The organism is Arthrobacter castelli DSM 16402, from assembly GCF_000430705.1.
Taxonomy (GTDB): domain Bacteria; phylum Actinomycetota; class Actinomycetes; order Actinomycetales; family Micrococcaceae; genus Arthrobacter_C; species Arthrobacter_C castelli.
Window position 1 is genome coordinate 133,548 of the sequence record NZ_AUMN01000009.1, and the last position, 20,938, is coordinate 154,485.

At 64.2% G+C, this 20,938-nt stretch carries 23 protein-coding genes; 13 read left to right on the forward strand and 10 right to left on the reverse strand.

Annotated elements, in window-relative coordinates; all coding sequences use genetic code 11:
• Positions 1-145: 145 nt before the first annotated feature.
• A complete protein-coding gene (locus H535_RS0111635; RefSeq protein ID WP_035769306.1) occupies positions 146-697 on the reverse strand; it encodes a GNAT family N-acetyltransferase in 552 nt (183 codons plus the stop codon).
• 27 nt (positions 698-724) lie between these two features.
• Positions 725-1,834 carry a winged helix DNA-binding domain-containing protein gene (locus H535_RS0111640; protein ID WP_026819685.1) on the reverse strand — a complete coding sequence of 370 codons (1,110 nt, stop codon included), beginning with the start codon at positions 1,832-1,834 and terminating at the stop codon, positions 725-727.
• A 96-nt stretch (positions 1,835-1,930) separates the two neighbouring features.
• Between H535_RS0111640 and H535_RS0111645 the strand changes: the two genes are divergently transcribed.
• The 7 genes from H535_RS0111645 to H535_RS25010 all read left to right on the forward strand — a co-directional run bounded on the left by H535_RS0111645 (position 1,931) and on the right by H535_RS25010 (position 7,424).
• Positions 1,931-2,437, forward strand: a complete 507-nt coding sequence (locus H535_RS0111645; RefSeq protein ID WP_026819686.1) for a GNAT family N-acetyltransferase — start codon at positions 1,931-1,933, stop codon at positions 2,435-2,437.
• A 99-nt stretch (positions 2,438-2,536) separates the two neighbouring features.
• Positions 2,537-3,370, forward strand: a complete 834-nt coding sequence (locus H535_RS0111650) for an aldo/keto reductase (protein WP_026819687.1) — start codon at positions 2,537-2,539, stop codon at positions 3,368-3,370.
• A gap of 123 nt (positions 3,371-3,493) precedes the next feature.
• Positions 3,494-3,982, forward strand: coding sequence for a GNAT family N-acetyltransferase (locus H535_RS0111655; RefSeq protein ID WP_026819688.1), 489 nt, complete (start codon positions 3,494-3,496; stop codon positions 3,980-3,982).
• 12 nt (positions 3,983-3,994) lie between these two features.
• Positions 3,995-4,948, forward strand: coding sequence for a phosphotransferase family protein (locus H535_RS0111660; RefSeq protein ID WP_026819689.1), 954 nt, complete (start codon positions 3,995-3,997; stop codon positions 4,946-4,948).
• 186 nt (positions 4,949-5,134) lie between these two features.
• Positions 5,135-5,746, forward strand: a complete 612-nt coding sequence (locus tag H535_RS0111665; RefSeq protein WP_026819690.1) for a ClpP family protease — start codon at positions 5,135-5,137, stop codon at positions 5,744-5,746.
• A 2-nt stretch (positions 5,747-5,748) separates the two neighbouring features.
• Positions 5,749-6,342, forward strand: coding sequence for a ClpP family protease (locus H535_RS0111670; protein ID WP_026819691.1), 594 nt, complete (start codon positions 5,749-5,751; stop codon positions 6,340-6,342).
• A gap of 104 nt (positions 6,343-6,446) precedes the next feature.
• Positions 6,447-7,424, forward strand: coding sequence for a COX15/CtaA family protein (locus H535_RS25010; protein WP_081416625.1), 978 nt, complete (start codon positions 6,447-6,449; stop codon positions 7,422-7,424).
• On the opposite strand, the gene H535_RS0111680 is transcribed toward H535_RS25010, so the two are convergent.
• Positions 7,421-8,179, reverse strand: a complete 759-nt coding sequence (locus H535_RS0111680) for an alpha/beta hydrolase (RefSeq protein ID WP_155838666.1) — start codon at positions 8,177-8,179, stop codon at positions 7,421-7,423. The two genes, H535_RS25010 and H535_RS0111680, sit on opposite strands and share 4 nt — an antisense overlap.
• 10 nt (positions 8,180-8,189) lie before the next feature.
• Positions 8,190-8,912 (reverse strand): hypothetical protein, encoded by a 723-nt coding sequence (locus H535_RS0111685; RefSeq protein ID WP_026819693.1) that lies wholly within the window; start codon positions 8,910-8,912, stop codon positions 8,190-8,192.
• A gap of 235 nt (positions 8,913-9,147) precedes the next feature.
• Between H535_RS0111685 and H535_RS0111690 the strand changes: the two genes are divergently transcribed.
• The gene (locus H535_RS0111690) at positions 9,148-10,470 is read left to right on the forward strand and encodes an MFS transporter (RefSeq protein ID WP_026819694.1); all 1,323 of its coding nucleotides are present in this window, start codon (positions 9,148-9,150) and stop codon (positions 10,468-10,470) included.
• A 152-nt stretch (positions 10,471-10,622) separates the two neighbouring features.
• On the opposite strand, the gene H535_RS25015 is transcribed toward H535_RS0111690, so the two are convergent.
• The gene (locus H535_RS25015) at positions 10,623-11,312 is read right to left on the reverse strand and encodes an MFS transporter (RefSeq protein ID WP_035769310.1); all 690 of its coding nucleotides are present in this window, start codon (positions 11,310-11,312) and stop codon (positions 10,623-10,625) included.
• 10 nt (positions 11,313-11,322) lie between these two features.
• The gene (locus H535_RS0111700) at positions 11,323-11,706 is read right to left on the reverse strand and encodes a helix-turn-helix domain-containing protein (RefSeq protein ID WP_035769312.1); all 384 of its coding nucleotides are present in this window, start codon (positions 11,704-11,706) and stop codon (positions 11,323-11,325) included.
• A 90-nt stretch (positions 11,707-11,796) separates the two neighbouring features.
• Between H535_RS0111700 and H535_RS0111705 the strand changes: the two genes are divergently transcribed.
• Positions 11,797-12,870, forward strand: a complete 1,074-nt coding sequence (locus tag H535_RS0111705; RefSeq protein WP_026819696.1) for a serine hydrolase domain-containing protein — start codon at positions 11,797-11,799, stop codon at positions 12,868-12,870.
• A gap of 6 nt (positions 12,871-12,876) precedes the next feature.
• Here H535_RS0111705 and H535_RS0111710 read toward each other — a convergent pair whose 3' ends face one another.
• Complete coding sequence (locus H535_RS0111710; protein WP_051299088.1) at positions 12,877-14,106, reverse strand: ROK family protein; 1,230 nt, start codon at positions 14,104-14,106, stop codon at positions 12,877-12,879.
• Between the two features lie 189 nt (positions 14,107-14,295).
• Between H535_RS0111710 and H535_RS0111715 the strand changes: the two genes are divergently transcribed.
• From H535_RS0111715 to H535_RS0111730, 4 genes are read left to right on the forward strand one after another with little or no spacing between them, the layout of a single operon-like run.
• Positions 14,296-15,519, forward strand: a complete 1,224-nt coding sequence (locus H535_RS0111715) for an extracellular solute-binding protein (protein WP_051299105.1) — start codon at positions 14,296-14,298, stop codon at positions 15,517-15,519.
• Between the two features lie 26 nt (positions 15,520-15,545).
• Entirely contained in the window at positions 15,546-16,532 is a 987-nt protein-coding gene (locus H535_RS0111720; RefSeq protein WP_026819699.1) for a carbohydrate ABC transporter permease, read from the forward strand.
• The gene (locus H535_RS0111725; protein ID WP_026819700.1) at positions 16,532-17,419 is read left to right on the forward strand and encodes a carbohydrate ABC transporter permease; all 888 of its coding nucleotides are present in this window, start codon (positions 16,532-16,534) and stop codon (positions 17,417-17,419) included. The genes H535_RS0111720 and H535_RS0111725 overlap by 1 nt, the downstream gene beginning before the upstream one ends.
• 31 nt (positions 17,420-17,450) lie before the next feature.
• Entirely contained in the window at positions 17,451-19,136 is a 1,686-nt protein-coding gene (locus tag H535_RS0111730; protein WP_051299090.1) for a glycoside hydrolase family 13 protein, read from the forward strand.
• Positions 19,137-19,176: 40 nt separating this feature from the next.
• Here H535_RS0111730 and H535_RS29015 read toward each other — a convergent pair whose 3' ends face one another.
• The 3 genes from H535_RS29015 to H535_RS0111745 form a co-directional block, all read right to left on the reverse strand.
• Positions 19,177-19,299 carry a hypothetical protein gene (locus H535_RS29015; RefSeq protein WP_425387274.1) on the reverse strand — a complete coding sequence of 41 codons (123 nt, stop codon included), beginning with the start codon at positions 19,297-19,299 and terminating at the stop codon, positions 19,177-19,179.
• Between the two features lie 68 nt (positions 19,300-19,367).
• A complete protein-coding gene (locus H535_RS0111740) occupies positions 19,368-19,976 on the reverse strand; it encodes a YdeI/OmpD-associated family protein (RefSeq protein WP_026819702.1) in 609 nt (202 codons plus the stop codon).
• A gap of 27 nt (positions 19,977-20,003) precedes the next feature.
• Complete coding sequence (locus H535_RS0111745) at positions 20,004-20,828, reverse strand: CPBP family glutamic-type intramembrane protease (protein ID WP_026819703.1); 825 nt, start codon at positions 20,826-20,828, stop codon at positions 20,004-20,006.
• Positions 20,829-20,938 lie beyond the last annotated feature (110 nt).

Here is a 20,938-nt window from a genome sequence, read left to right on the forward strand (position 1 = left end):
CGAGCTCCGGGCGGCCACGCATTAACACAATGAGACCACCGCGACGGCGTGTCGAGGAAAAATCACCGGCGTGGCGCGGGTTGAACCGGCCATTGGTGTTTTTCCGTGCACCGGACCACGGGTGCCTGCCCCGCCCGTCCCGCCTTTAGCCGTGCAGTCCAGTAGGAACCCAATAGCGGCGTTTGGCCACAGCACCGTTCCCGGTCTCGACTACATCCTCCAGCACCCCACCGCCGCGTTCAATCGTCCTGGCAGACGCTGCATTGTCGTCGTCGCACGTCACAAGCGCCGGGTCGATGCCCAGGTCCGCGGCGGCCCGAAGGGACTGACGGAAGATTTCCGTGGCATAGCCCCGGCGGCGGAACTGCGGCCGGACAGCATAACCGATGTGCCCGCCGACGTTCCGGAGGAAGGAGTTCAACTCGTGGCGGATGGACACCCGTCCCACGATCTCGCCAGCGGCTTCCGCAACGAGGAACGACGACGGCGCCCACCCGGCCGGCACATTCACTCCATGCCGTCGTTCGTCCAGGCGCCGCAGATAGCCGCTCCACGCCGTGTCCGGGTCGAAACCGAGCAGGAAATCGAAGTCCTCGCGCTGCAGTTCCCGGTGCGCCTGGTTTGCCTCTGCCTCGTCGGAAAGGGCCAGCGGTCGCAGCCACAACGGCGAAACGCTTCCGGCGGGTATGGTTTCCATTTCCCAAGTCTATGGTCGGGACAGCGCTCAGTCTCCGGCGCTCATGAACCATTCGTAGGCTTTTGCCGAATGGGCGAAGGCCTCCGTCTCCTCCGTTGTCATTTCCTCGAATGGCTCGGCCGCGGCAGTCACGCCGCCTCGTCCGTCGGCCCGCCCCTTCGCTCGCCGCCAGGTTCCGGTCACCCGTGCATCACTGACCATGGTTGGCTTGAAAATCCCGTTCTTCCCGGGAATAACGCGTGGAACGTGTTCGGGGGCAAGGGTGTGCACCCGATCCTGATAACCAATGAGATACTCATCGAATCCGGGCAGCGCATGCACCGCATCCGTTTCAGCCGGTAACGGCTCCTCCAGGCTCCGGCTCGCAACCCAATAGCTCGTTTCCTCGTGGACCAGTTCGGTCAGTTCGTCCCGGGCCAACTGCAGGCCGGTCCTGGCATCCCCCAAGGTCAGTTTCGCCCACCAGGCGAAGTCATTCAGAGACGCGGGGCCATGCCCGGTAAAGTAGCGGACGGCAAATTCGCGCAGTGCCTGGTCGCGGTCCGGCTGACATCCCGCCGGAACCCACTCGTCAAGGAGCACCAGTGCCTGCTGGGTCCCGTACGGCGGCCCCCAGCAGACAACCCCGGTGTGGGCGAGGTGCCAGATGATGTGATAACCCCGCTGGTTCGACGTCGGGATGCCTGCTTGTTCCAGCGCGGCCATAAACTCCTTGCGGCCCACCTCTGTTTGGCCTTCCAAGGTGCTCAGGGCGATATCGCGGGCATGGCTGAGCGTCGACTCGTCCAGTCCCAATTCCCGATGACGCCTCCTGGCGCTGGCGAGCGTTCGCTCCGCGGTCAGGGCGAGTATCCACCGCAGATCGGAAGGCAGCACGAAGAACAGCGTTCCGCGCATCGGCCAGGATCGTATGACCTCACCGGTGGACAGGGCACTGAGCACATCGGCACGGATGGCGCCCGGGGCGCGCAGACCGACCGCCCACAATGCCTGCCCGAAGTCCTGGGCCTGCATCGCCAAAAGCCGGCTGACGACGTCGGCCACTGACCGGTGTCCCTCGGACAGACCCTCCCCTTCGATGAGTTGGTTGGACAGCCGCAGCTGCAATAACCGCCTTCGGTCAATCCGCTGAGCCATGCATTCAGTATGGCCCGGGCACCACGTGGAATGGGAGGGCCCGGAGCAACTTCGCCGCACGGCACTGGCTGCGCTTCGTGGCATAACGTAGGTTCCATGCAAAATGGTCTTGGAGTCCGGGAGGCAGAGTCGGCCGATCTTCCCGCCATCGATCAGGTCCACCACGACGCGGGCTTGCTCCGGGGTGATCACGCGCAGCTGGAAGCTGCCATTGCCGACCCGGGCCGGTTCGTCGTCGTCGCTGAGGTGGGTGGCCAGATGGCGGGTTGGGCGAAGACCCACTACTGGTCCGACGGCGATGGTGTGGCTCCTGCCGGCCACTATCTGGGCGGTCTCACCGTGGCGTCTGCGTTACGGCGCGGTGGGATTGGGTCAGCGCTGACTCAGGCCCGGTTGGAATGGATCTGGCAGCAGGCCCCGGAAGCCTGGTATGTCACCAACGCCCGGAACCACGCCTCCATCGCCTTGCATCGCCGATATGGCTTCGAAGAAGTGGCCCGCGCGTCCCGGTTCCACACCACAACATTCGCTGGCGGCCTCGGGATTCTATGGCGGGCAACGCCGTGGAGCCCTGCCCAGGTTCAATACAGCAGGAATACGTGACGACGCCGGTGACTTGCGCTTAATGGCGATCACTTGCGCTTAATGAGGTTCTCGAACCAGCACTCACCTACAGCAGTGAACAGGAAGGAAGCGCGATCCATGACAGCAGTACCCAACATCACGCTCAACGACGGAACGGTCATCCCCCAGCTGGGGTTCGGCGTCTTCCAGATCAAGCCGGAGGACACCAAGGACGCTACGTTGGCCGCGTTGGAGACCGGCTACCGCCACATCGACACCGCCCAGATGTACGGCAACGAGAAGCAGGTCGGCGAGGCGGTGCGCGAGTCCGGCATCGACCGCAGCGAGCTCTTTGTCACCAGCAAGCTGAACAACCCCTTCCACGCCCGAGAGGATGCACTGCGCGCGTTCGACCAGTCGTTGGAAGACCTGGGCTTCGACTACCTGGACCTGTTCCTGATCCACTGGCCGATGCCCGACGTCGGCGACTACGTTGACACGTGGAAGGCCATGGAAGAGATCGCCTCCTCCGGCCGGGCTCGCTCCATCGGGGTTTCCAATTTCCAGCCGCACCACCTCAAGCGCCTGCTGGACGAGACCGGCACCGTTCCGTCCGTCAACCAGGTTGAGGTACACCCCTACCTGACCCAGGATGAGGTCCGTGCCTTCAATGAGCAGAACAACATTGTCACGGAGGCCTGGTCGCCAATCGCAAAGGGCAACGTGCTTGGCGAAGACGTGCTGAAGGACATCGCCGGCCGCCATGGCAAGACCACGGCACAGGTCACCCTCCGCTGGCACGTCCAGCGCGGCGACATTGTGTTCCCGAAGTCGGTCACCCGCTCGAGGGTGGAAGAGAACTTGAATATCTTCGACTTCGACCTCGCCGCCGACGACATGGCGGCCATCTCGTCCCTCAACCGGAATGAGCGCACCGGCCCCGATCCGGACACCTTCAACTACATTCCGTAGTTTCCGCTATCACGACTGCGACATGCACGACGGCGGCAGGCATCCAGTGTGCCTGCCGCCGTCGTCATTTTGCGTCCCTGTGGCCCTTTTTTATGCCGGGGCTCCGGTGCTTGACTGTAGGTCATGGACGACACCATTCGGATCCGACGATACGAGGAACGGGACCGCTCCGCCTGCCTGGAGCTGTCGCACCGGCTCAAGGACGGCATGGCGCCCTGGCGGGACAACGGGAACCTTAACGACATCGTCAGCCAATGGGTCTCCGGTTCGATCGATGCTGCCACGTCGGCCGATGCCGCGTTTGCCGATGCAGCGTTTTTCGTCGCCGACAGGGGCGGGCGCGTGATCGGATTCGCGTCGGCGTCGCGCTCCACCCACTTCTCAGGCCAGCACGACTGTTATGTCGGCGAGCTGGTCGTATCTGAGATGGAAGCCGGCAATGGCGTAGGTCGCGCCCTGATGAACCGGGTCGAAGCCTGGGCGCAGGACCAAGGGCTCTCCCGCGTCATCCTCGACACGGGTGCCCGCAACACCGGTGCCAGGGATTTCTACGCCGCCCTTGGGTACGAGGACGAGGAAGTGAAGCTCAGCCGCGCCATTCCGCCCGCGTGAGAGACTCGGTCCATGGTCAACGCTTCGGGGGTACGCATCAGTTGGACGGATGTTCCGGACCATGTTCAAGCCGGTGTTGAGCGGATCCTCGACGGCACCGTCGTGCAGGCTGTCTCGCAGAGCGGCGGCTTCTCCCCAGGCACCGCAGACCGTGTACAGCTGCAGGACGGGCGGCGGTACTTCATCAAGGCGGTGCACCCCGGGCTCAATAGCATCAGCCCGTCGCTGCACCGCAGGGAGCTTGCAGTTGCGGCCCGGGTTCCTGCCAACGCCCCGGTGCCGCGGTTGGTGGACGGCTTCGACGACGGCGACTGGGTGGCCTTGGTGTTCGAGGACATTGAGGGCCGCCACCCACACACCCCATGGCAGCGCGGGGACGTGATGGCGACCCTGCAGATGCTGGACGAACTCGCGGACACGACCGTCCCGACGGGACCGGGTCTTGCCTGGACCGCGGAGGACCTTAAAGGCGAGTTCAGCGGCTGGCAACGGCTCACCGATGATCCGTGGCCGGGGTTGGACCCGCTCGCTGCCGAACACCTCCCCGAGCTCGTCGACCTCGCGCAGCGAGGGTTGCCGGCGCTTGCCGGAGACTCGCTGGTTCACTCCGACCTGCGGGCGGACAACTTGCTGATACGTCCCGACGGACGAGTGGTGTTGGTCGACTGGCCGTTCGCATCCAAGGGGTGCGACTGGTTCGACATGCTGACCTTGTTGATCAACGTCGAACTCTACGGCGGCCACGACGTCGAACAACTCCTGGCGGCAACGCCTCGGCTCGCACGGGTCCCGGATGACAGGGTCAACGCGGTGCTGGCCGGGCTGTGCGGGTATTTCTATGACGCCGCCCGTAGTCCGCCGCCTCCCAGGCTGCCGACGGTGCGCCAATTCCAGCTCGACCAGGGTGATGTGGTGCTCGGATGGCTGGGCCGCCGGATGGGGTGGGCGCCGCAAAGCACGATGTAACACCAATGCCCGCACCGCCCGGCGTGTCGTAACCGACGCGCCGGGGCATGAGCGCTTTGGGGATTTGTTGGTGTTAATCCCTGTTGCGCCGCCCGGCCTGCCCGTCCCCGGCAGATCCGCCCAGGGCAGATCTGCCCACGGCAGAGAAATGTGGTTCCCGGCGTCGTCGGCGGCAACGCTGGAGACATGACACAACAAATCGATTCCAGCCCCGGAGCCTTCGACGACCAACTGTCGCTGCGCCTGCTGCACCAGCGCATCGTGGTGCTCGGCACGGAGGTGGACGACGCCGTCGCCAACCGGATCAATTCCCAGCTGCTGCTGCTCTCCGCCGAAGACCCCCGCGCGGACATCAGCCTCTACATCAACTCCCCCGGCGGTTCGGTTCCGGCCGGGCTCGCCATCTACGACACCATGCGGCTGATCCCCAACGACGTCGGCACCCTCGCCATGGGATTTGCCGCCAGTATGGGCCAGTTCCTGCTGTGCGCAGGCACCGCCGGCAAGCGGCACTCGCTGCCCCACACCCGGATCATGATGCACCAGCCCTCGGCCGGCATCCGCGGCACCGCCGTCGATATCGAGATCCAGGCCGAAAACCTCACCTACACCAAGCGGCTGATGCACGAACTGCTCGCCGAACACACCGGCCAGCCGGCCGAGGCAATCGCCGCCGACAGCGACCGTGACCGGTGGTTCACCGCCGAAGAAGCACGGGGCTACGGAATGGTCGACCACGTGCTGGAGTCCCTCGCGAACGTGCGGCCATCGGGCACCCACCCAACGGCAGGAGTTTAATCATGAGCCAGTACACCATCCCCCATGTAGTGGAGAAGACCCCGCTCGGCGAGCGCACCTTCGATGTGTTCAGCCGGCTGCTGCGCGAACGCATCATTTTCGTGGGAACGGAGATCGACGACGACGTCGCCAACGTGATCATGGCGCAGCTGATTCACTTGGAGTCGGAGAATCCCGACCAGGAAATCGGGTTGTACATCAACTCCCCCGGCGGCTCGCACACCGCGTTGATGGCCATCTACGACACCATGCAGTTCGTCAAGACAGACGTATCGACGATCTGCATGGGCCAGGCCGCCTCCGCCGCGGCGATCCTGCTGGCCGCCGGAACCTCCGGTAAGCGCTTTATCCTCAACCACGCCAGGGTGCTGCTGCATCAGCCTTCCGGCGGCGGCGAAGGCACCATCTCCGACCTGAATCTGCAGGCCGCCGAGGTGCTGCGGGTGCGGTCGCAGGTCGAAGAAGTGCTCAGCCGGCACACCGGCCAGTCGGTGGCGCGGCTGCGGGCCGACACCGACCGCGACAAGATCTTCGATCCCCGGGAGGCGGTGGAGTACGGACTGGTGGACGAAATCATCACCACTCGTCCGTCGTAAAAATGCGGATGGCCCCGTCCGATACGCCTAAACACCAACGGTAAACTGGGGTCCATGACCTCTCGTTTCAAGCAGCGAAGTGCTGCCTCCAACCTCGTCGGCCGATGAGCACTCCATTTGTCTGGATGGACCGTCGCGTCGACCTGAGCCGCCGCACGTTGCGATGGGCGACGACGACGGCGCTGGTCATGTCCGTGCTGATCGTCGTGGGCGGCTCCGTGGTCAGGGTCACCGGATCCGGACTGGGCTGTCCGGAGTGGCCCGCGTGCACCGAAAATTCGCTGTCCCCGACCCATGAGATGGGCATCCACGGGATCATCGAGTTCGCCAACCGGCTGCTGACCTTCGTCCTCTGTGCCGCGGTGGGATGGGCGATCGTCGCCGCCCGGCTACAGCGTGACCGACAGAAGAACATCACCAAATGGGGCTGGATCCAGTTCTGGGTGGTCGTCCTCAACGCCGTCGTCGGCGGTATGACTGTCTGGGCGGAGCTGAGCCCCTATGTGGTGGCAGGCCACTTCATCGCCGCGACACTGTTGCTGACGGCCGCGACCATCACGTGGGACAAGGCACGCAAGGTGGATTCGACGACCGGAACGGCGGCGCCGGACAGCGACCCCGTCATCATGTCCCAGCTGCTGGTGTTCGTGACCGCTGTGCTGATCATCATCGGCACCGTCGTCACCGGAACGGGCCCGCACGCCGGCGACTCCGCCGAGATCCACCGCATTCCGTTGGACTGGAGCATCATCACGGTCATCCATGGCACCGTGGCCGTCCTCGCAACGGTTATAGGACTCGTGATCTGGAGTTCGCTGCGCGACGGTTCCAATCCGGCGGCGCTGAAACGGAGCAAGATGTTCGTGGCGGTGATCGCAGCCCAGGGCGTCATCGGCATCGTCCAGAGCCTGACCAACCTGCCCGAACTGATGGTTGTCCTGCACGTGGTGGGGGCGGCGCTCGTGTGGATCGGCGCCCTGCGGCTGCTGCTCGATACCCGGCGCCCCGTCCACAGCACCGTCACGGATACGGCAGGCACCGATCCGGCCGCCACGCATCCACGCCCGACCAAGCACACCTAGCGCCCGTATGTGTCCAGGAAGCCCACCACCCGGGTGATGAGCTTGTCGTCGAGCATATCCACTCCGTGCTCCTGGCCGGGCAACACCACCAAGGGTTTGATCGTGGCGGGTGCCTTGGCCGCGAATTCGCGTGTGGCGGCAGTGGCTCCGAGGGGATCGTCGGCGGCGGTGACGTAAAGCGTCGGCACATGCAGCCGCTTGGCAGAGCGAATCACCGGTGTGGTGCCCAACATCTCCTCCGCGGACAGGCTGACGACGGCGTCGGGAGGCTTCGTCGCCGAAGCGGCGGCGATAATCGTTGCCTTGGCGCCTTGCGATGCACCGACCAAAGCCAGATGACGGGCGCCATCCGCGCGCATCCGGGCCGAGACCCGTTCAATGTCGTCAGTCGGTGCACCGGCATAGTTGTACAGTGCGACGGCGAATCCGGCATCGGCCACCCGTTCCGCCAGCGGCAGCCATGAACACAGGTTCGACAGGGATTGGTTGGACATCACCACCGCGGCCGTTGCGCCCGGGTTGCCCAGCACCGCAACATCGATGGTGAAACCGCCGTCGGTGATTCGCAGGTGCCGAGCGTCGTCGTCCAGCGTGCAGCCACTGGGCCACGTTGACTGCGGTGACGGGCTGGAGGCATCGGTTGGCTTGGCCCCCGCGGTATCTGCTCCCGCGCATCCGGCCAGGAGACTTCCCGCCATCGCGCATGCGGCCAGCGCTTCGAGCAGCCTGACGGCGGACCTCTTCTGTGTCCGCATTGACATTCACCTATCCATGGAAGCGGAGCGAGGTGAGCATGGACTTCAACTTGTCATACTCGGCCGTTTCCATCCAGGCCCGGGCTTCGGACAGGGTTGAAACACCCGCCGGGTTCAATGTGCTGCCAAACATGGTGACACCGTTTTCGCCCAGGGGAACCTGGCCCTTCGACGTCGGGTAGGTGCCATCGTCCGGAACAGGTCCGACCTCGATCCGGGCAGCGAACGTCAGCCGATCTCCGCCGCCATATGCCTCGAAGACATAATGCACCGGGTTGCCGGCGGGCGTCGTCAGCTCCGGCAGTGCTGCGGTATCCAGCACCGTATGGTGCACGGGTGGTCCGCTGGCTCCGTCTCCATAGAAGCCACCGATGAAGTGTGCCCGAACCTGCCCGTGGGCGTTGTCGATCCTGTAGGCGGATTCGCTCAATCCCGACCCGGGCAGGGTGGGCGGCGGCACCGCGGATGCCTGCCAGGCGTGCGGAACCTGGAAACTGTAGAGTCCATCAGGTGTCGTGACGGTTGTCGATCGCGGGCTCCCGGTGTGGCCGGCGTCGGAATTCGACGCTGCGAACTGGCCACTGTGTTGCACTTGCCGGTAGATCTGATACGAGTTTTCGGAAGGGGACGTCGTCGTCCCGGTTCCGGCGCTGGCCGCCGTCGCACCGCCGGCGACCAATGCCGCGGCAGCTCCGGTGGCGAGCGTGCGTGATACTACGGATGCGACAGACATTGATATCTCCTTAATGCATCATGTTGCTGTCACCGCCCCATAATTCCCCACCTGTTGACAAAGGGGAACCCTTGGCAGCGGAAGAATTTGACGCTGTGTTCGCACTCAAGCGGAAGAAATTGCCACTGAGCACGCCGGGTCGTCACCACCCTCACTGCAGGATCAGATCTGTAATGTGAACCCTGAACAGCACACGGAAGGGAAAGGGGCCGGCCCGACCCGGACCCGACAGACAATGCGACTGCGCCATAATGCACCGTTCGTACGGTTCTGGCTGGCCTCCACTGTGTCGGATTTCGGCACCTACATCACCACCGTGGCGCTCTCCGTACTCATCCTCGTCGCCATGGACGGCACAGCATTCGATCAGGGCCTGGTCAACGCCGCCCGCTGGACGCCGTACCTGGTGTTCGGCCTGCTCGCGGGCATCTGGGTGGACCGGTTTCGACGTCGGGCCGTGCTCATTGCCGCTGACCTGGGCTGCGGCGTCCTGCTGGCGTCGCTGGCCCTGTTCGGTGCTTTAGGCGTTCTCACCGTGCCCGCCGTGATGGCGTTGATGTTCGGTTTTGGAACGCTGGCGCTGATGAGCGACGCGGCGTATCGCTCCTTTCTGACGGATTTAGTACCCAGGCCCCTGCTCGTCCGGGCGAACGCGCGTTTGCAACAGAGCATGACCGTCGCACAAACGACCGGAGGCGCGGTGGCCGGCACCTTGGTCGCGCTGGTGACGGCCCCATTCGCGTTGTTGGTCGATGCATTCTCCTACTTCTTTTCCGGTGCGGTCCTGATCTCGTTAAAGCGATCTGCGCCGGATAAGCCACCGCTGGACCACACTGGGTCGACGGGCAGCAAGATCGCCGAGGGCCTGCGCTGGATCTACGGGCACCCGCGGCTGGGACCGCTGGCCTGGAAGAGCCACATCTGGTTTATCGGCTCGGCCATGATGGGAGCCGTGTTTCCCGCGCTGATCTTGAATGAACTCCGGCTCGGAGCGCTCGGGCTTGGCCTGACGATGGGATGCGCCGGGGTCGGCGCCGTCCTCGGCACCCTCATTTCCAACTGGACCGGAGAACGCTGGGGCACAGGCCGCGCCGTCGTCGTTTCAGATCTGGTCCAGCCCGTGGCCGTGGCGCTGATCGCTCTGTCTCCGGCGGTAGCGGCCGCAGCAGCCGATGGACCGGCCACCGGGAGGGCATACGGTTCCCCCGGAGAGTGGCCGGTCGCGCTGTGGGGCGCATTTGTCCTGGCGGCCGGCGGCCAGTTCCTCTTCGGCTTTGCGATGGGTGCCGAAAGCCCGCTGGAAATGGGGTACCAACAAGCAGTGACCCCCGACCGGCTGATCGCCCGGGTAAGCGCCACCATGCGTTCGGCCAACCGGGGCATGATCGTGGTCGGCGCACCCGTCGGGGGCGTCATTGCCACCACCGCCGGTGTTGGTGCTGCGTTATGGGCCGCGTCGGGCATCATGCTGGTCGCCGGGCTGGCGCTGCTGCTGTACGGATTTTCGTCCGCCCGCGTGGAAGTAGACCAGTTGACGGACCAGGAAGCCCGGTCTTAGTGAATGATCGGTGTTCGTCCGGGGAGTACGAAGCCGCGAATTCGCCGCACTTTGTACCTGAAGGCGTCCCCTTTACTCCTCGGCGGAACGACGGCGGTGCTTCGGTCGGTGCTGGCCGGTGCCGGCCGGTGCTGAGCGGTGCGGGCCGGTGCTTAAGTTCCCCGTTCGGCGTCGTCCAGCGCCTTGTCGGTCAGGATCGGCATCAGGCCGAGCAGGCCCAGCGCCAGCAGTCCCATGATCGCGTACATGATCTGCAGCCCGAACAGCTCCGCCAGCAGGCCACCGGCGGCCGCACCGAGCGGCATCGTCCCCCACGCCACCAGCCGGTAGCCACTGTTGACGCGTCCCAGCAGCCGGTCCGGTGTGATGCGCTGTCGCAGCGACACCATGATGACGTTCGCGAGCACGATCGACATTCCGCCGACGAAGAAGGCAGCGCCAATCCAATACGGGTTGCTGGTCAGCGCCGGTGCGCCAATCAGCAATGCTCCGGCCACAATGGCGACCACCAACGAACGCGCGCGCCCCAGGTATTCCTCGATGCGTTCGGCGATGAACGACCCCACCAGGCTGCCCGCCGCGGTTGCCGTGAGCAGCAGGCCAAATCCGGCCTCCGACAGTCCCATCGCAGAGGTGGGGCCGACGGCGAAGAGCACCATCACCGCGAAAGCGGCGTTGGAGGCAAAGTTGAATCCACCGGTCAACACGGCCATGGTCCGAAGGATCCGGTGTCTGACCAGGAACCGCAGGCCTTCGGCGATGTCGGCGTGCATCGTCGTCGGTTCCTCACGGGCGATCCGGAAGTTCCCCTTCACCAGTAGCAGCACGCCGAGCGCGCACATGGCAAGCCGGTTATACGGCCAACAGTTGTGGCTGCCCGGACTCGGGAACACCGGACATGGGAGCTCCGGGCTCGGGAACACTGGACATCGGAGCTCCAACACTCCTCGTTCCACCACTGCTCAGCTCAAGCTGCACAGCCCCCACCAGGTCGACCAGCTGCCCGCCGAGTGCGCCGCAGACGGCGGCGATGACTTCCGACGACGGTTCCTTGCGCCCGCGTTCGATTTCGGACAGGTATTGCACCGAGACCCCGGCGCGGACGGCGACGTCGTCAAGCGTGCGCCGTTGACGCTTGCGTTCGCGCCGCAGCACTGAGCCGACAGCATGCCTGAGCAGCACCGGCTCCGGCCACTGCCTTGACGCCCGCAACGGCACCACTTTCGAATCGGTCATCGTCGAACTCCCTCCGGGTTGCCTTCAGCCTACGGAACCGGCGGCAGTTGGTGAACAGGATCTGCTGCGGGCAGAAGCTATGGTGAAGTCATGAACCTGCGCGGCAACCTGCTCCAGCTTGGGGCCGAACTCACCGCCGAAGAGGAAGCCCATTCCTTCTCCGGCGTCGTAAGCATCTGGCAGACCGGGCAGAGCCTGTTCGAGCGCAGCTACGGAACCGCCTCGCGCCGCTGGAATGTCCCGGTTACCGTGGACACCCGGTTCGACCTGGCGTCAGTGACCAAGCTGTTCACCTCGGTGGCCGTGCTGCAGCTCGTCGACGCCGGATCGCTGGGGCTGGACCAAGAGCTGTCCACCGTGCTGGATTTGGATGGCACCACGATCAGCGGCAGCATCACCATACGGCAGCTTCTAACCCACACCTCCGGAATAGCAGACGACGCCGACGAGGAGGCCGGCGAATCGTATGAGGCGCTCTGGGAGGACAAGCCGAACTACTCGGTCATGCATACTGCGGATTTCCTGCCGCAGTTCGCCCATAAGCCGCCAAACTTCGAGCCGGGAGCCGGCTGCCGCTACTGCAATTGCGGCTATGTCCTCGCCGGACTCGCATTGGAGAAAGTCACCGGCGCCGGATACCGGGAGCACGTCCAAAGCCGGCTGTTCGAGCCAGCCGGGATGACGTCGTCGGGCTTCTTCCACATGCGCGACGCCGTCCCCGACGTGGCCGAAGGCTGGGACCCGGTCCACGATGACGACGGCGCCATCACCGGCTGGCGGCAGAACATCTACAGCTACCCTCCCATCGGCTCACCTGACGGCGGTGCGCACTGCACGGCGGCGGACCTGATCCGGTTTCTGGACGAACTGCGCGCCGGCGAACTGCTTTCGCCGGCCCTGACCCAAGCGTTCTTTACGCCGCAGGTCACGCATCATCATCAGGACGACGGCGGCAGCATCCACTATGGGTTCGGCCTCGAGTTTGAGCTCGACGACGGCGGCCGCGTCCGGTCGTTCTACAAAGACGGCGTCAATGCCGGCGCCAGTGCGCTGTTGCGCCACTATCCGGCGACGGGGATTACAACCGCCATCCTGAGCAACTCGGAGGACGGGGCGTGGGCGCCGGCGCGACTCGTCGACGAGGCGCTCCAAGACGCTGCCTAAGTGCGATTAGCCGACAGCGTCTTCGAGCACCAAGTCGAGAGCGTTGTCCCGCGTGTAGGCCAACGCCTTGGTGACTGCCCCGGCACTGACGACGTCGCTTCCGAGCTTCGAGGCAACCACGTCCGGTGCAGGTGGGTGGGTCAGCTCGGCCAGCCGGGCAAGAGTACGTTCCAACAGCAGATCAATGGCTTCGGCGACGGCTCCGGCGATGACAATCCTGTCGACGTCGAGCAATCCGGCAAGAATTGCGCAGATCCTCGCGAGGCGTTCCGCCATCCAGTCGATCAGCTGCACGGCATAGACATCCCCGCCGTCGGCGGCTTGAAACACCTCGGGCGCGTCCAGGTTCGTCAATGGGCATTTGTGCAATACGCTTCCCGCAGGAATATTTCCTGAGCGCTTCGCAGTCCGCACCCAGTCACGCAGCAACGCGCCAATCCCGTCGGCAGAGCCCACGTTCTCCACCAGGTTCAGCAGCCGCATTTCCCCGGCGCCGCCCCGCGTGCCGCGGATCAATTGCCCGTTGACCACGTACCCCGCGCCAAACCGTTCACCGGAGAGTAGCGCAATGTAGGACGGCACCCCAGCCCCGGCTCCCAGGCGGCCTTCCGCCACGGCGGCAAGGTTGGCATCATTTTCCACTACAGCGGCCCATCCCCGGGCGACGAAGTGTTGGGCAAAACCCGGGTTCATTACACGCCAGAAGGCATTTTCGGCCGCCGGAGAGGTGCCGTTCAGGTCGGTTGGAGCCGGGACGCCGAGCGTAATGCACAGCACCCGTGAGGCTTCGATGCCTGCGCCCGTCAGCGCAGCATCCACCACGCCATCGGTCAAGGCCATGCGATCGGCGGATTCAGCCTTATCCCGGGACACATGCTCGACGGCATGGCCCAATTCCGCTCCGAACAAGTCGGCCACTGTTGCCGTGATCCGGTGGGGCCCAGCATCCACGCCAATCACCACGCCGGCATCGGCGCGCAGCGCATACCGCCGTGCCGGGCGCCCCTTCCGGTACTCCCCCGCCGCGCGCGCATCGGCCAACTCCGCCAACCATCCGCTCTCCACGAGATCATCGCATAAAGCGATCACAGTGGATCTGGTGAGCCCGGTTTCGCGCATCCCATCCGAGGCCGTGAAGGCTGGAACGTCCCATGCCAATTGCAGAATGGCAGCCGCGTTCGAGCGCCGCTGCGAGTACGGCACCGGCATGGCCCGAGTCGTGGACTGATTCACCATGGGTCTTGACACCTCGCTCTCCACGTTCCAGTATGTCTGTCAGCTAGTTTATTTTGCAATTAGATTTAGTCATCGAATCATTCAATGTCGGCCCATTCGTCCGGCAACGCACTCCGGGGAGGCCCCATTGTGACAACGACGAACCTGAACCCGAGCAGCCCGCCGTCCCGGCGCCGGTTCCTGGCCGGCATGGGCGCGGCCGGTGCGCTCGCCGCACTGTCCGGCTGCGGCACGTCTGCCGGCTCTGCCCGCACGGAAGTGACGTTCTACGAAACGAAACCTGAGGCGATCCCCTACTTCACCGGTCTGGCCAAGAATTTCACCTCATCGCAGGAACGCATCCGCGTTATCCATGACGCATCATCGAGCCTCTCGGCCAGCTTCGTACGCAGGAATCCACCCGACCTCGGATGTCTCAACTACAACCTCGAGATGGCACGCTTCATGGAACGTGGTGCATTGTCCGACCTCAGCGACATGCCCGCGACCAGCCGCATGCGTCCGAATGTGCAGCAGTTGGTCAACCAGTATGCGATCTACCCCGGACGCACCAGTGTGCTGCCATACTCCGTAGCAGCGGCCTCGGTGATTTATAACAAGCGGATCTTTGCCGAGCACAATCTGTCGGTCCCGGCCACCTGGGAGGACATGATCGAAGTGTGCGAGAAACTCACCGCTGCCGGCGTCACCCCGATCTACAGCACCTTCCGCGATCCCTGGACCGTAGCCCAAGGCCTGTTCGACTACACCGTCGGCGGCATGGTGGACGTGGCGGCCTTCTACGACCGGATGGACGAACTGGGCACCGAAGTCGGGCCCCAATCCGACGTCTCGTTCCAGAAGACGTTGCTGCAGCCGGTCACCCGCATGATGAAGCTGGCCGGATATTCAAATAAGGACGCCCCGGCACGCGGTTACGGCGAGGGAAACACCGCTATGGCACATGGCAAGGCCGCCATGTATATGCAGGGCCCCTGGGCCTTCGGCGAGATTGCCAAGGCGGGCACCGACGTCGACCTTGGGACCTTCCCGCTGCCCATGACCGATGATCCTGCCGACCGCAAAGTCCGGGTCAATATCGACCTCTCGCTCTGGATTCCCGAAATGTCCACGGTCAAGGAAGAGGCACGGAAGTTCTTGTCCTTCCTGATGCAGCCGAAGATCCAGAACGCCTACAACAAGGAATTCCTCGCGTTCGGCACCACAAAGGACGCGCCACCCGCCACCGACCCGCGCATCGCGCAGATGCAGGACTATTACGACAAGGGGCGCTTCTATATGGGCGCCTCACAGTTCATTCCGCGCACCATCCCGGCAGAGAACTACATTCAGGCAATTGCCAACGGCGCCAGCATTGAGGGCACCTTGCGCAGGCTCGATCAGGACTGGGCGCGGCTCGCGTTCCGGCAGTAGGTCCCGCAGAGACGAAGGAACAGCACATGTCATCGACAACCAGCATCCAGCCCGGAGCCAGCGACCCGGTCGACGGCGGCCAGTCCCATGCAACAGGCACAACTGCGGGTAAACCCGGAAAGGAACGCCGCGTCCGGAGGATCCCAAATACGAAGAAGCATCGCATCGACCCGATGTACTATCTCTTCCTGGTCCCGACTTTGGTGGTCTTCACCTTGGCGATCACCTTGCCCGCCGTGATGGGTTTTCTATACAGCTTCACTGATTCCATCGGTTTCGGCGAGTTCGACGTTATCGGGTTTACCAATTACATAGCTGCCTTCTCCGACCCGGCGATCCTGGCTTCCTACGGCTTCACGCTCGGCTTCTCGCTGGTCACCGTCATCGTGGTCAACGTGATCTCTTTCCTGCTCGCGGTCGGACTGACATCGAGGATCCGGATGAAGGTGGCGCTGCGTGCGGTCTTCGTGATTCCCATGGTCGTGTCCGGAATCATCATCGCCTACGTCTTCCAGTATCTCTTTTCCAATTCGCTGCCCGCGTTCGGCCAGGCGATCGGATTCGAACCGCTGGCGACCAGCATCCTGGCCAACCCCAATCTGGCCTGGCTGTCGATTGTGTTCGTCACAGCCTGGCAGGCCATGCCCATGTCAATGCTGATCTACATTGCCGGCCTGCTGGCCATCCCGGCCGAGGTGTATGAGGCGAGTTCCATTGACGGTGCTTCCGGCTGGAAGCAGCTGTGGACGATCACCCTGCCCCTGGTTGCGGGGTACGTGGTGATAAATACGATCGTCAGCTTCAAGAACTTCCTCAACGCCTATGACATTATTGTCGGCCTCACCAATGGCGGACCTGGCACCGCCACCCGCAGCATCGCGATGACAATTTTCTCCGGCTTCGAAGGCGGCGACTACGCCTACCAAATGGCCAATGCAACGATCTTCTTTATCATCGCCGTCGCGCTCGCCCTGCTCCAACTGCGCGTCACCCGTGGAAAGGCAGCCCTCTGATGAGCAACACGACAACCCCAGCCACCCCACGTGACCAGTCCACGCCCAAGCACGGCGGCAAGAACCGCCGGGACCGCGCGAACTGGCCCATCACGATTGTGCTGATCGTTGCTTCGCTGACCGTACTGGTGCCGCTGTATGTCACCGTGTCGATGTCATTGAAGACGACGGAGCAAGCCGTCAGCGGAAACGCTTTCAGCCTGCCGTGGCCCATCAATTTCTCCAGCTTCGCCCAGGCGTGGGCGATGACGGACTTCCCGAGGGCCTTCACCATCTCGGTGCTCGTCACGGTGGCCACGGTGGCCGGCACCATCGTGCTGGCGTCGCTGGCTTCGTACGCCATTGTGCGCAACTGGGACCGCAGGCTCTTCCGGTGGTCATTCTTCTACCTGCTGGCGACCATGTTCCTCCCGTTCCCGGTAGTGGCGCTGCCGCAGATCAAATTGACCGGCATCGTTGGACTGGATAATCCCGCCGGCGTCGCGCTGCTGCACATCATGTTCCAACTGTCGTTCAGCATCCTGCTGTACACAGCGTTCCTCCGCTCGATTCCAGACGAGCTGGAAGAGAGTGCGAAACTGGATGGAGCCAGCACGTGGCAGACGTTCTGGAAGCTGATCTTCCCGCTGCTGGCCCCCATGAGCGCCACCGTGGGAATCTTCGCCTTCCTCATCTCGTGGAACGACTTCATGATGCCGTCGCTGATCACCTCGGATCCTTCGCTGCAGACCCTGCCCGTGCTGCAGAACATTTTCCAGACCCAGTTCAGCAACAGCTACAACGTCGCCTTCGCGTCCTACCTGATGGCCATGGCGCCCGCCATCATCGTCTATCTGTTTACGCAGCGCTGGGTGATGTCCGGCGTGACGCAGGGCGCGATCAAGTAAGCAAATCCCAACCAGAAAGGTGCTTCATCCAATGACCGATATCCTCGACGCCCGCTGGCCCGCCGTGGACAGCGCAAATCCCGGCGGCGCGGACGCCACGTGGTGGCGGCAAGCGGCCGTTTACCAGATCTACCCGCGCAGCTTCGCCGATTCGAACGGCGACGGCATCGGTGACCTGCCCGGCATCACCGCCAAGGTTCCTTATCTTCGCCGGCTTGGCATCGACGCGGTGTGGCTCAGCCCGTTCTACCCTTCCGCCCTGGCCGACGGCGGGTACGACGTCGACGACTACCGCGACGTCGATCCGAAACTGGGCACTCTGCAGGACTTCGATGCGATGGTCACAGCACTGCATGAGGCGGGGATCAAGCTGATCGTCGACATCGTGCCCAACCACACCTCCGACCGGCACGAGTGGTTCAAGGCCGCGCTGGCAGCGCCGAAGGGGTCGGCGGAACGCGACCGGTACATCTTCCGCGACGGACTGGGCGACAACGGCGAACAGCCACCGGCCGACTGGCAGTCCATCTTCGGCGGGCCGGCCTGGGAGCCCGTCGGCGACGGGCAGTGGTACATGCACCACTTCGCCACCGAGCAGCCCGACCTGAACTGGAAGAACCAGGAGGTGCGCTCGGACTTCCTCAAGACGCTGCGCTTCTGGTCCGATAGAGGTGTCGATGGCTTCCGGGTCGACGTCGCCCACGGCTGCGCCAAGGAGCTGCCTGAAGTGCTGCCGTCGCAGGCCGAGCTGGACGCGATGGAGAATGCTGACGGCACCCATCCGCTGTGGGACCGCGATGAGGTGCACGAGATTTATGCCCAGTGGCGGGAAGTCTTCAACGAATACGATCCCCCCAGGACCGCCGTCGCCGAAGCGTGGGTCCCCACCCCGCAGCGACGCCATCGCTACGCCAGCGCCGAAGGACTCGGGCAGGCCTTCAACTTCGATCTGCTCGAGGCCGACTTCGAGGCGGACCAGTTCCGGGAGATCATTTCCTCCAATCTGGGCCAGGCCAAAGAGGCAGGTTCTTCCACCACCTGGGTATTCTCGAACCACGACGTCGTCCGGCATGCCACCCGCTATGGCCTGCCGCCGCGGGGCGGGGCGGGCACCAAGCAGGGCACCGATTGGCTGCTGTCCGGGGGAACGGTGCCGCAGCTGGATGCCGAAACAGGACTGCGACGCGCCCGTGCGGCAACGCTGCTCATGCTCGCCCTGCCCGGCTCGGCCTACCTGTACCAGGGCGAGGAACTGGGGCTGAACGAGGTCGCCGATATTCCAGAGGCGGAGCGGCAGGACCCCTCCTTCTTCCGCAATCCGGGCAAGGACATCGGCCGGGACGGCTGCCGGGTGCCGCTGCCATGGACCTCCGCCGGCCCGTCATTCGGATTCAGCGATACCACATCGCACCTGCCCCAGCCCGCCTGGTTCGGTGACTACTCCGTTGAGCGCGAGGACGCTGATCCGACGTCGACCCTGGCCTTCTACCGCCAGGCCCTGGCACTGCGCGGCACCCTGCAGACGGACGAGGAACTCGAATGGATCGACGCCGGGTCGACCGACGTGCTGCATTATCGTCGGCCCAACGGATGGGAGTCAGTGACCAATTTCAGTACCCGGTCCCGCCCATTGCCGGAAGGCGAAGTGCTGGCAGCCAGCAGCCCGCTCGGCGACGGCACGCTGCCGGCAGAGACGACGGTCTGGCTGAAGCGGTAACCACGCCAATCCGCCCCGCGCGCCGCAGCCGCCCGCTCGATCACGGCATCGGCTGCGGCGCCTCCGGGCCAACATACCGGGCCGACGGGCGGATGATCTTCGGATCCGCCGACTGCTCCAGGATGTTCGCCGTCCACCCCAGTACCCGTGCTGCCGGCCCCATCCCGTCATGACGCCAGCTGCCATCAAGCGATCCCGGAGCTGAGCCCCTTCACCTACCGGCCGCTTCACCTACCGGCCGTCAACCGCTTCCGGGCGCCGCCGCTGCAGATAGGGCGCCTCGCCGCGGGCCAGCATGTCCACGAAGGTGTCGATTTTCCGCGCCCGTGTCTTCTCCGTCTTGACCGTGTTCAGCCGGTGGATCAAGGCGAAGCGGTTGGTCGACGTCAGCACATCGAACATCGCCTGCGCCGCCGGCACCGCCGCCACCGCCGCTGCCAGGTCATCGGGAACTTCCGCCGATGCCGGCCCCGCGTAGGCCCGCTCCCAGCGTCCGTCTGCCTTGGCACTTTCAACGGCGGCCCATCCGGCGTCGTGCATCCTGCCTTCAGTCTCCAACCGGCCGATGTATTCGACGTTCCTCATCGACCAGATGCCGCGCCGCGTCCGGGGCGTGAACCGGACCAGGTAACTGCCGTCGTCACGCTTGCCCGCCTGCCCGTCGATCCAGCCGAAACACAACGCCTCGTCCAAGGCGCCGGCGTAGGTCAGCTCCGTGACGGCACCGCCCTTCTTGTGCAGCACCAGCCGCACGCCGGTGGATGAAGCGTGGTGCTTTTCAAGCCAGTTGCGCCATTGGTCGGCATCAGCCATCAGCAGTTCGGGCAATTCAGTCGCCATAAGGGAAGTATACGAAACGCGGCGTCGCTAGTAGAGGAAAATATCCAGCCAGGCACGATTATGGGCATGGACAAGCACCAGGAACAGCACGAAGTCAAACAGCAAATGCACGCTGACGATATAGGACAGCGACTTCGTCAGCTTGAAAATCCAGGCCTGGACCAACGCAAACGGGAAGATGATCAGCGGACCCCAGCTCTGGAAGCCCAGCTCATACAGGAACGACGTGAACAGCACGGCCTGGAACACATTGGACTGCCAGTCGGGGAAGTGCCGGCGGAACAGCGCGAAACACGTGCAGATAAAGAACAATTCGTCCCAGATTCCCAGCGCGTTCGTGCCCAGGAACAGCCGGGCGATGCCACCCGGATCGGAGACGTCCGGCCAGTTCTGGTAGACGCCGGTGTTGATCATGTAGACGGGCAGCAGGAAATAGCCGATGACGACGACGGCGGCCAGGTACCACCACTCCAGCCGGGTCCACTTCTGCCCGGTCAGCACCGGAAAACGGACCGCGTGCTCGCCGAATCCAAACCGGGACACCAGGTACGGCAACCCGACGGCGAGCACCATGGCGGTGCCCATCTGCAGCATATGGGCGAAGCCGATGTCGGTGGTGATCGGCACGGCGCTGATGATGGTCATGCCGCCGGCGATCAGCAGCAAGTCGCGGAAAAGGGACTTGTCGATAAAGAACGCGGTGACGACTGCTGCCAGCAGCAGGGCATAACCGGGCAGGTCGAGCTGACCGGCGAAGAGCGCAACCGCCGAGGCGGCCAGCAGCACCGCCGGCAGCAGCTTGACCGACGTGGTCGAAGCGTTCCCAACGCCCTCAATGGAAGCGCCGGACATACCGGAAGCGCCGGAATCGACCGGGGCAACTCCACGCCTCTGGCTCATCCGCGCCATGTCCTTCTACTCATGCAACAAGTTTACGGCGCATCAACCCGGCCGGGACACAA

Bases quoted from the DNA above. Each gene is read 5' to 3' on its own strand.
- H535_RS0111660 (WP_026819689.1), top strand. From the start codon at position 3,995: ATGGTCAACGCTTCGGGGGTACGCATCAGTTGGACGGATGTTCCGGAC.
- H535_RS0111635 (WP_035769306.1), bottom strand. From the start codon at position 697: ATGGAAACCATACCCGCCGGAAGCGTTTCGCCGTTGTGGCTGCGACCG.
- H535_RS0111725 (WP_026819700.1), top strand. From the start codon at position 16,532: ATGAGCAACACGACAACCCCAGCCACCCCACGTGACCAGTCCACGCCC.
- H535_RS0111650 (WP_026819687.1), top strand. From the start codon at position 2,537: ATGACAGCAGTACCCAACATCACGCTCAACGACGGAACGGTCATCCCC.
- H535_RS0111720 (WP_026819699.1), top strand. From the start codon at position 15,546: ATGTCATCGACAACCAGCATCCAGCCCGGAGCCAGCGACCCGGTCGAC.
- H535_RS0111680 (WP_155838666.1), bottom strand. From the start codon at position 8,179: ATGCGGACACAGAAGAGGTCCGCCGTCAGGCTGCTCGAAGCGCTGGCC.
- H535_RS0111700 (WP_035769312.1), bottom strand. From the start codon at position 11,706: ATGACCGATTCGAAAGTGGTGCCGTTGCGGGCGTCAAGGCAGTGGCCG.
- H535_RS0111685 (WP_026819693.1), bottom strand. From the start codon at position 8,912: ATGTCTGTCGCATCCGTAGTATCACGCACGCTCGCCACCGGAGCTGCC.
- H535_RS0111740 (WP_026819702.1), bottom strand. From the start codon at position 19,976: ATGGCGACTGAATTGCCCGAACTGCTGATGGCTGATGCCGACCAATGG.
- H535_RS29015 (WP_425387274.1), bottom strand. From the start codon at position 19,299: ATGGGGCCGGCAGCACGGGTACTGGGGTGGACGGCGAACATCCTGGAG.
- H535_RS0111645 (WP_026819686.1), top strand. From the start codon at position 1,931: ATGCAAAATGGTCTTGGAGTCCGGGAGGCAGAGTCGGCCGATCTTCCC.
- H535_RS25015 (WP_035769310.1), bottom strand. From the start codon at position 11,312: ATGTGCGCGCTCGGCGTGCTGCTACTGGTGAAGGGGAACTTCCGGATC.
- H535_RS0111670 (WP_026819691.1), top strand. From the start codon at position 5,749: ATGAGCCAGTACACCATCCCCCATGTAGTGGAGAAGACCCCGCTCGGC.
- H535_RS0111715 (WP_051299105.1), top strand. From the start codon at position 14,296: ATGGGCGCGGCCGGTGCGCTCGCCGCACTGTCCGGCTGCGGCACGTCT.
- H535_RS0111690 (WP_026819694.1), top strand. From the start codon at position 9,148: ATGCGACTGCGCCATAATGCACCGTTCGTACGGTTCTGGCTGGCCTCC.
- H535_RS25010 (WP_081416625.1), top strand. From the start codon at position 6,447: ATGAGCACTCCATTTGTCTGGATGGACCGTCGCGTCGACCTGAGCCGC.
- H535_RS0111710 (WP_051299088.1), bottom strand. From the start codon at position 14,106: ATGGTGAATCAGTCCACGACTCGGGCCATGCCGGTGCCGTACTCGCAG.
- H535_RS0111745 (WP_026819703.1), bottom strand. From the start codon at position 20,828: ATGTCCGGCGCTTCCATTGAGGGCGTTGGGAACGCTTCGACCACGTCG.
- H535_RS0111705 (WP_026819696.1), top strand. From the start codon at position 11,797: ATGAACCTGCGCGGCAACCTGCTCCAGCTTGGGGCCGAACTCACCGCC.
- H535_RS0111665 (WP_026819690.1), top strand. From the start codon at position 5,135: ATGACACAACAAATCGATTCCAGCCCCGGAGCCTTCGACGACCAACTG.
- H535_RS0111655 (WP_026819688.1), top strand. From the start codon at position 3,494: ATGGACGACACCATTCGGATCCGACGATACGAGGAACGGGACCGCTCC.
- H535_RS0111730 (WP_051299090.1), top strand. From the start codon at position 17,451: ATGACCGATATCCTCGACGCCCGCTGGCCCGCCGTGGACAGCGCAAAT.
- H535_RS0111640 (WP_026819685.1), bottom strand. From the start codon at position 1,834: ATGGCTCAGCGGATTGACCGAAGGCGGTTATTGCAGCTGCGGCTGTCC.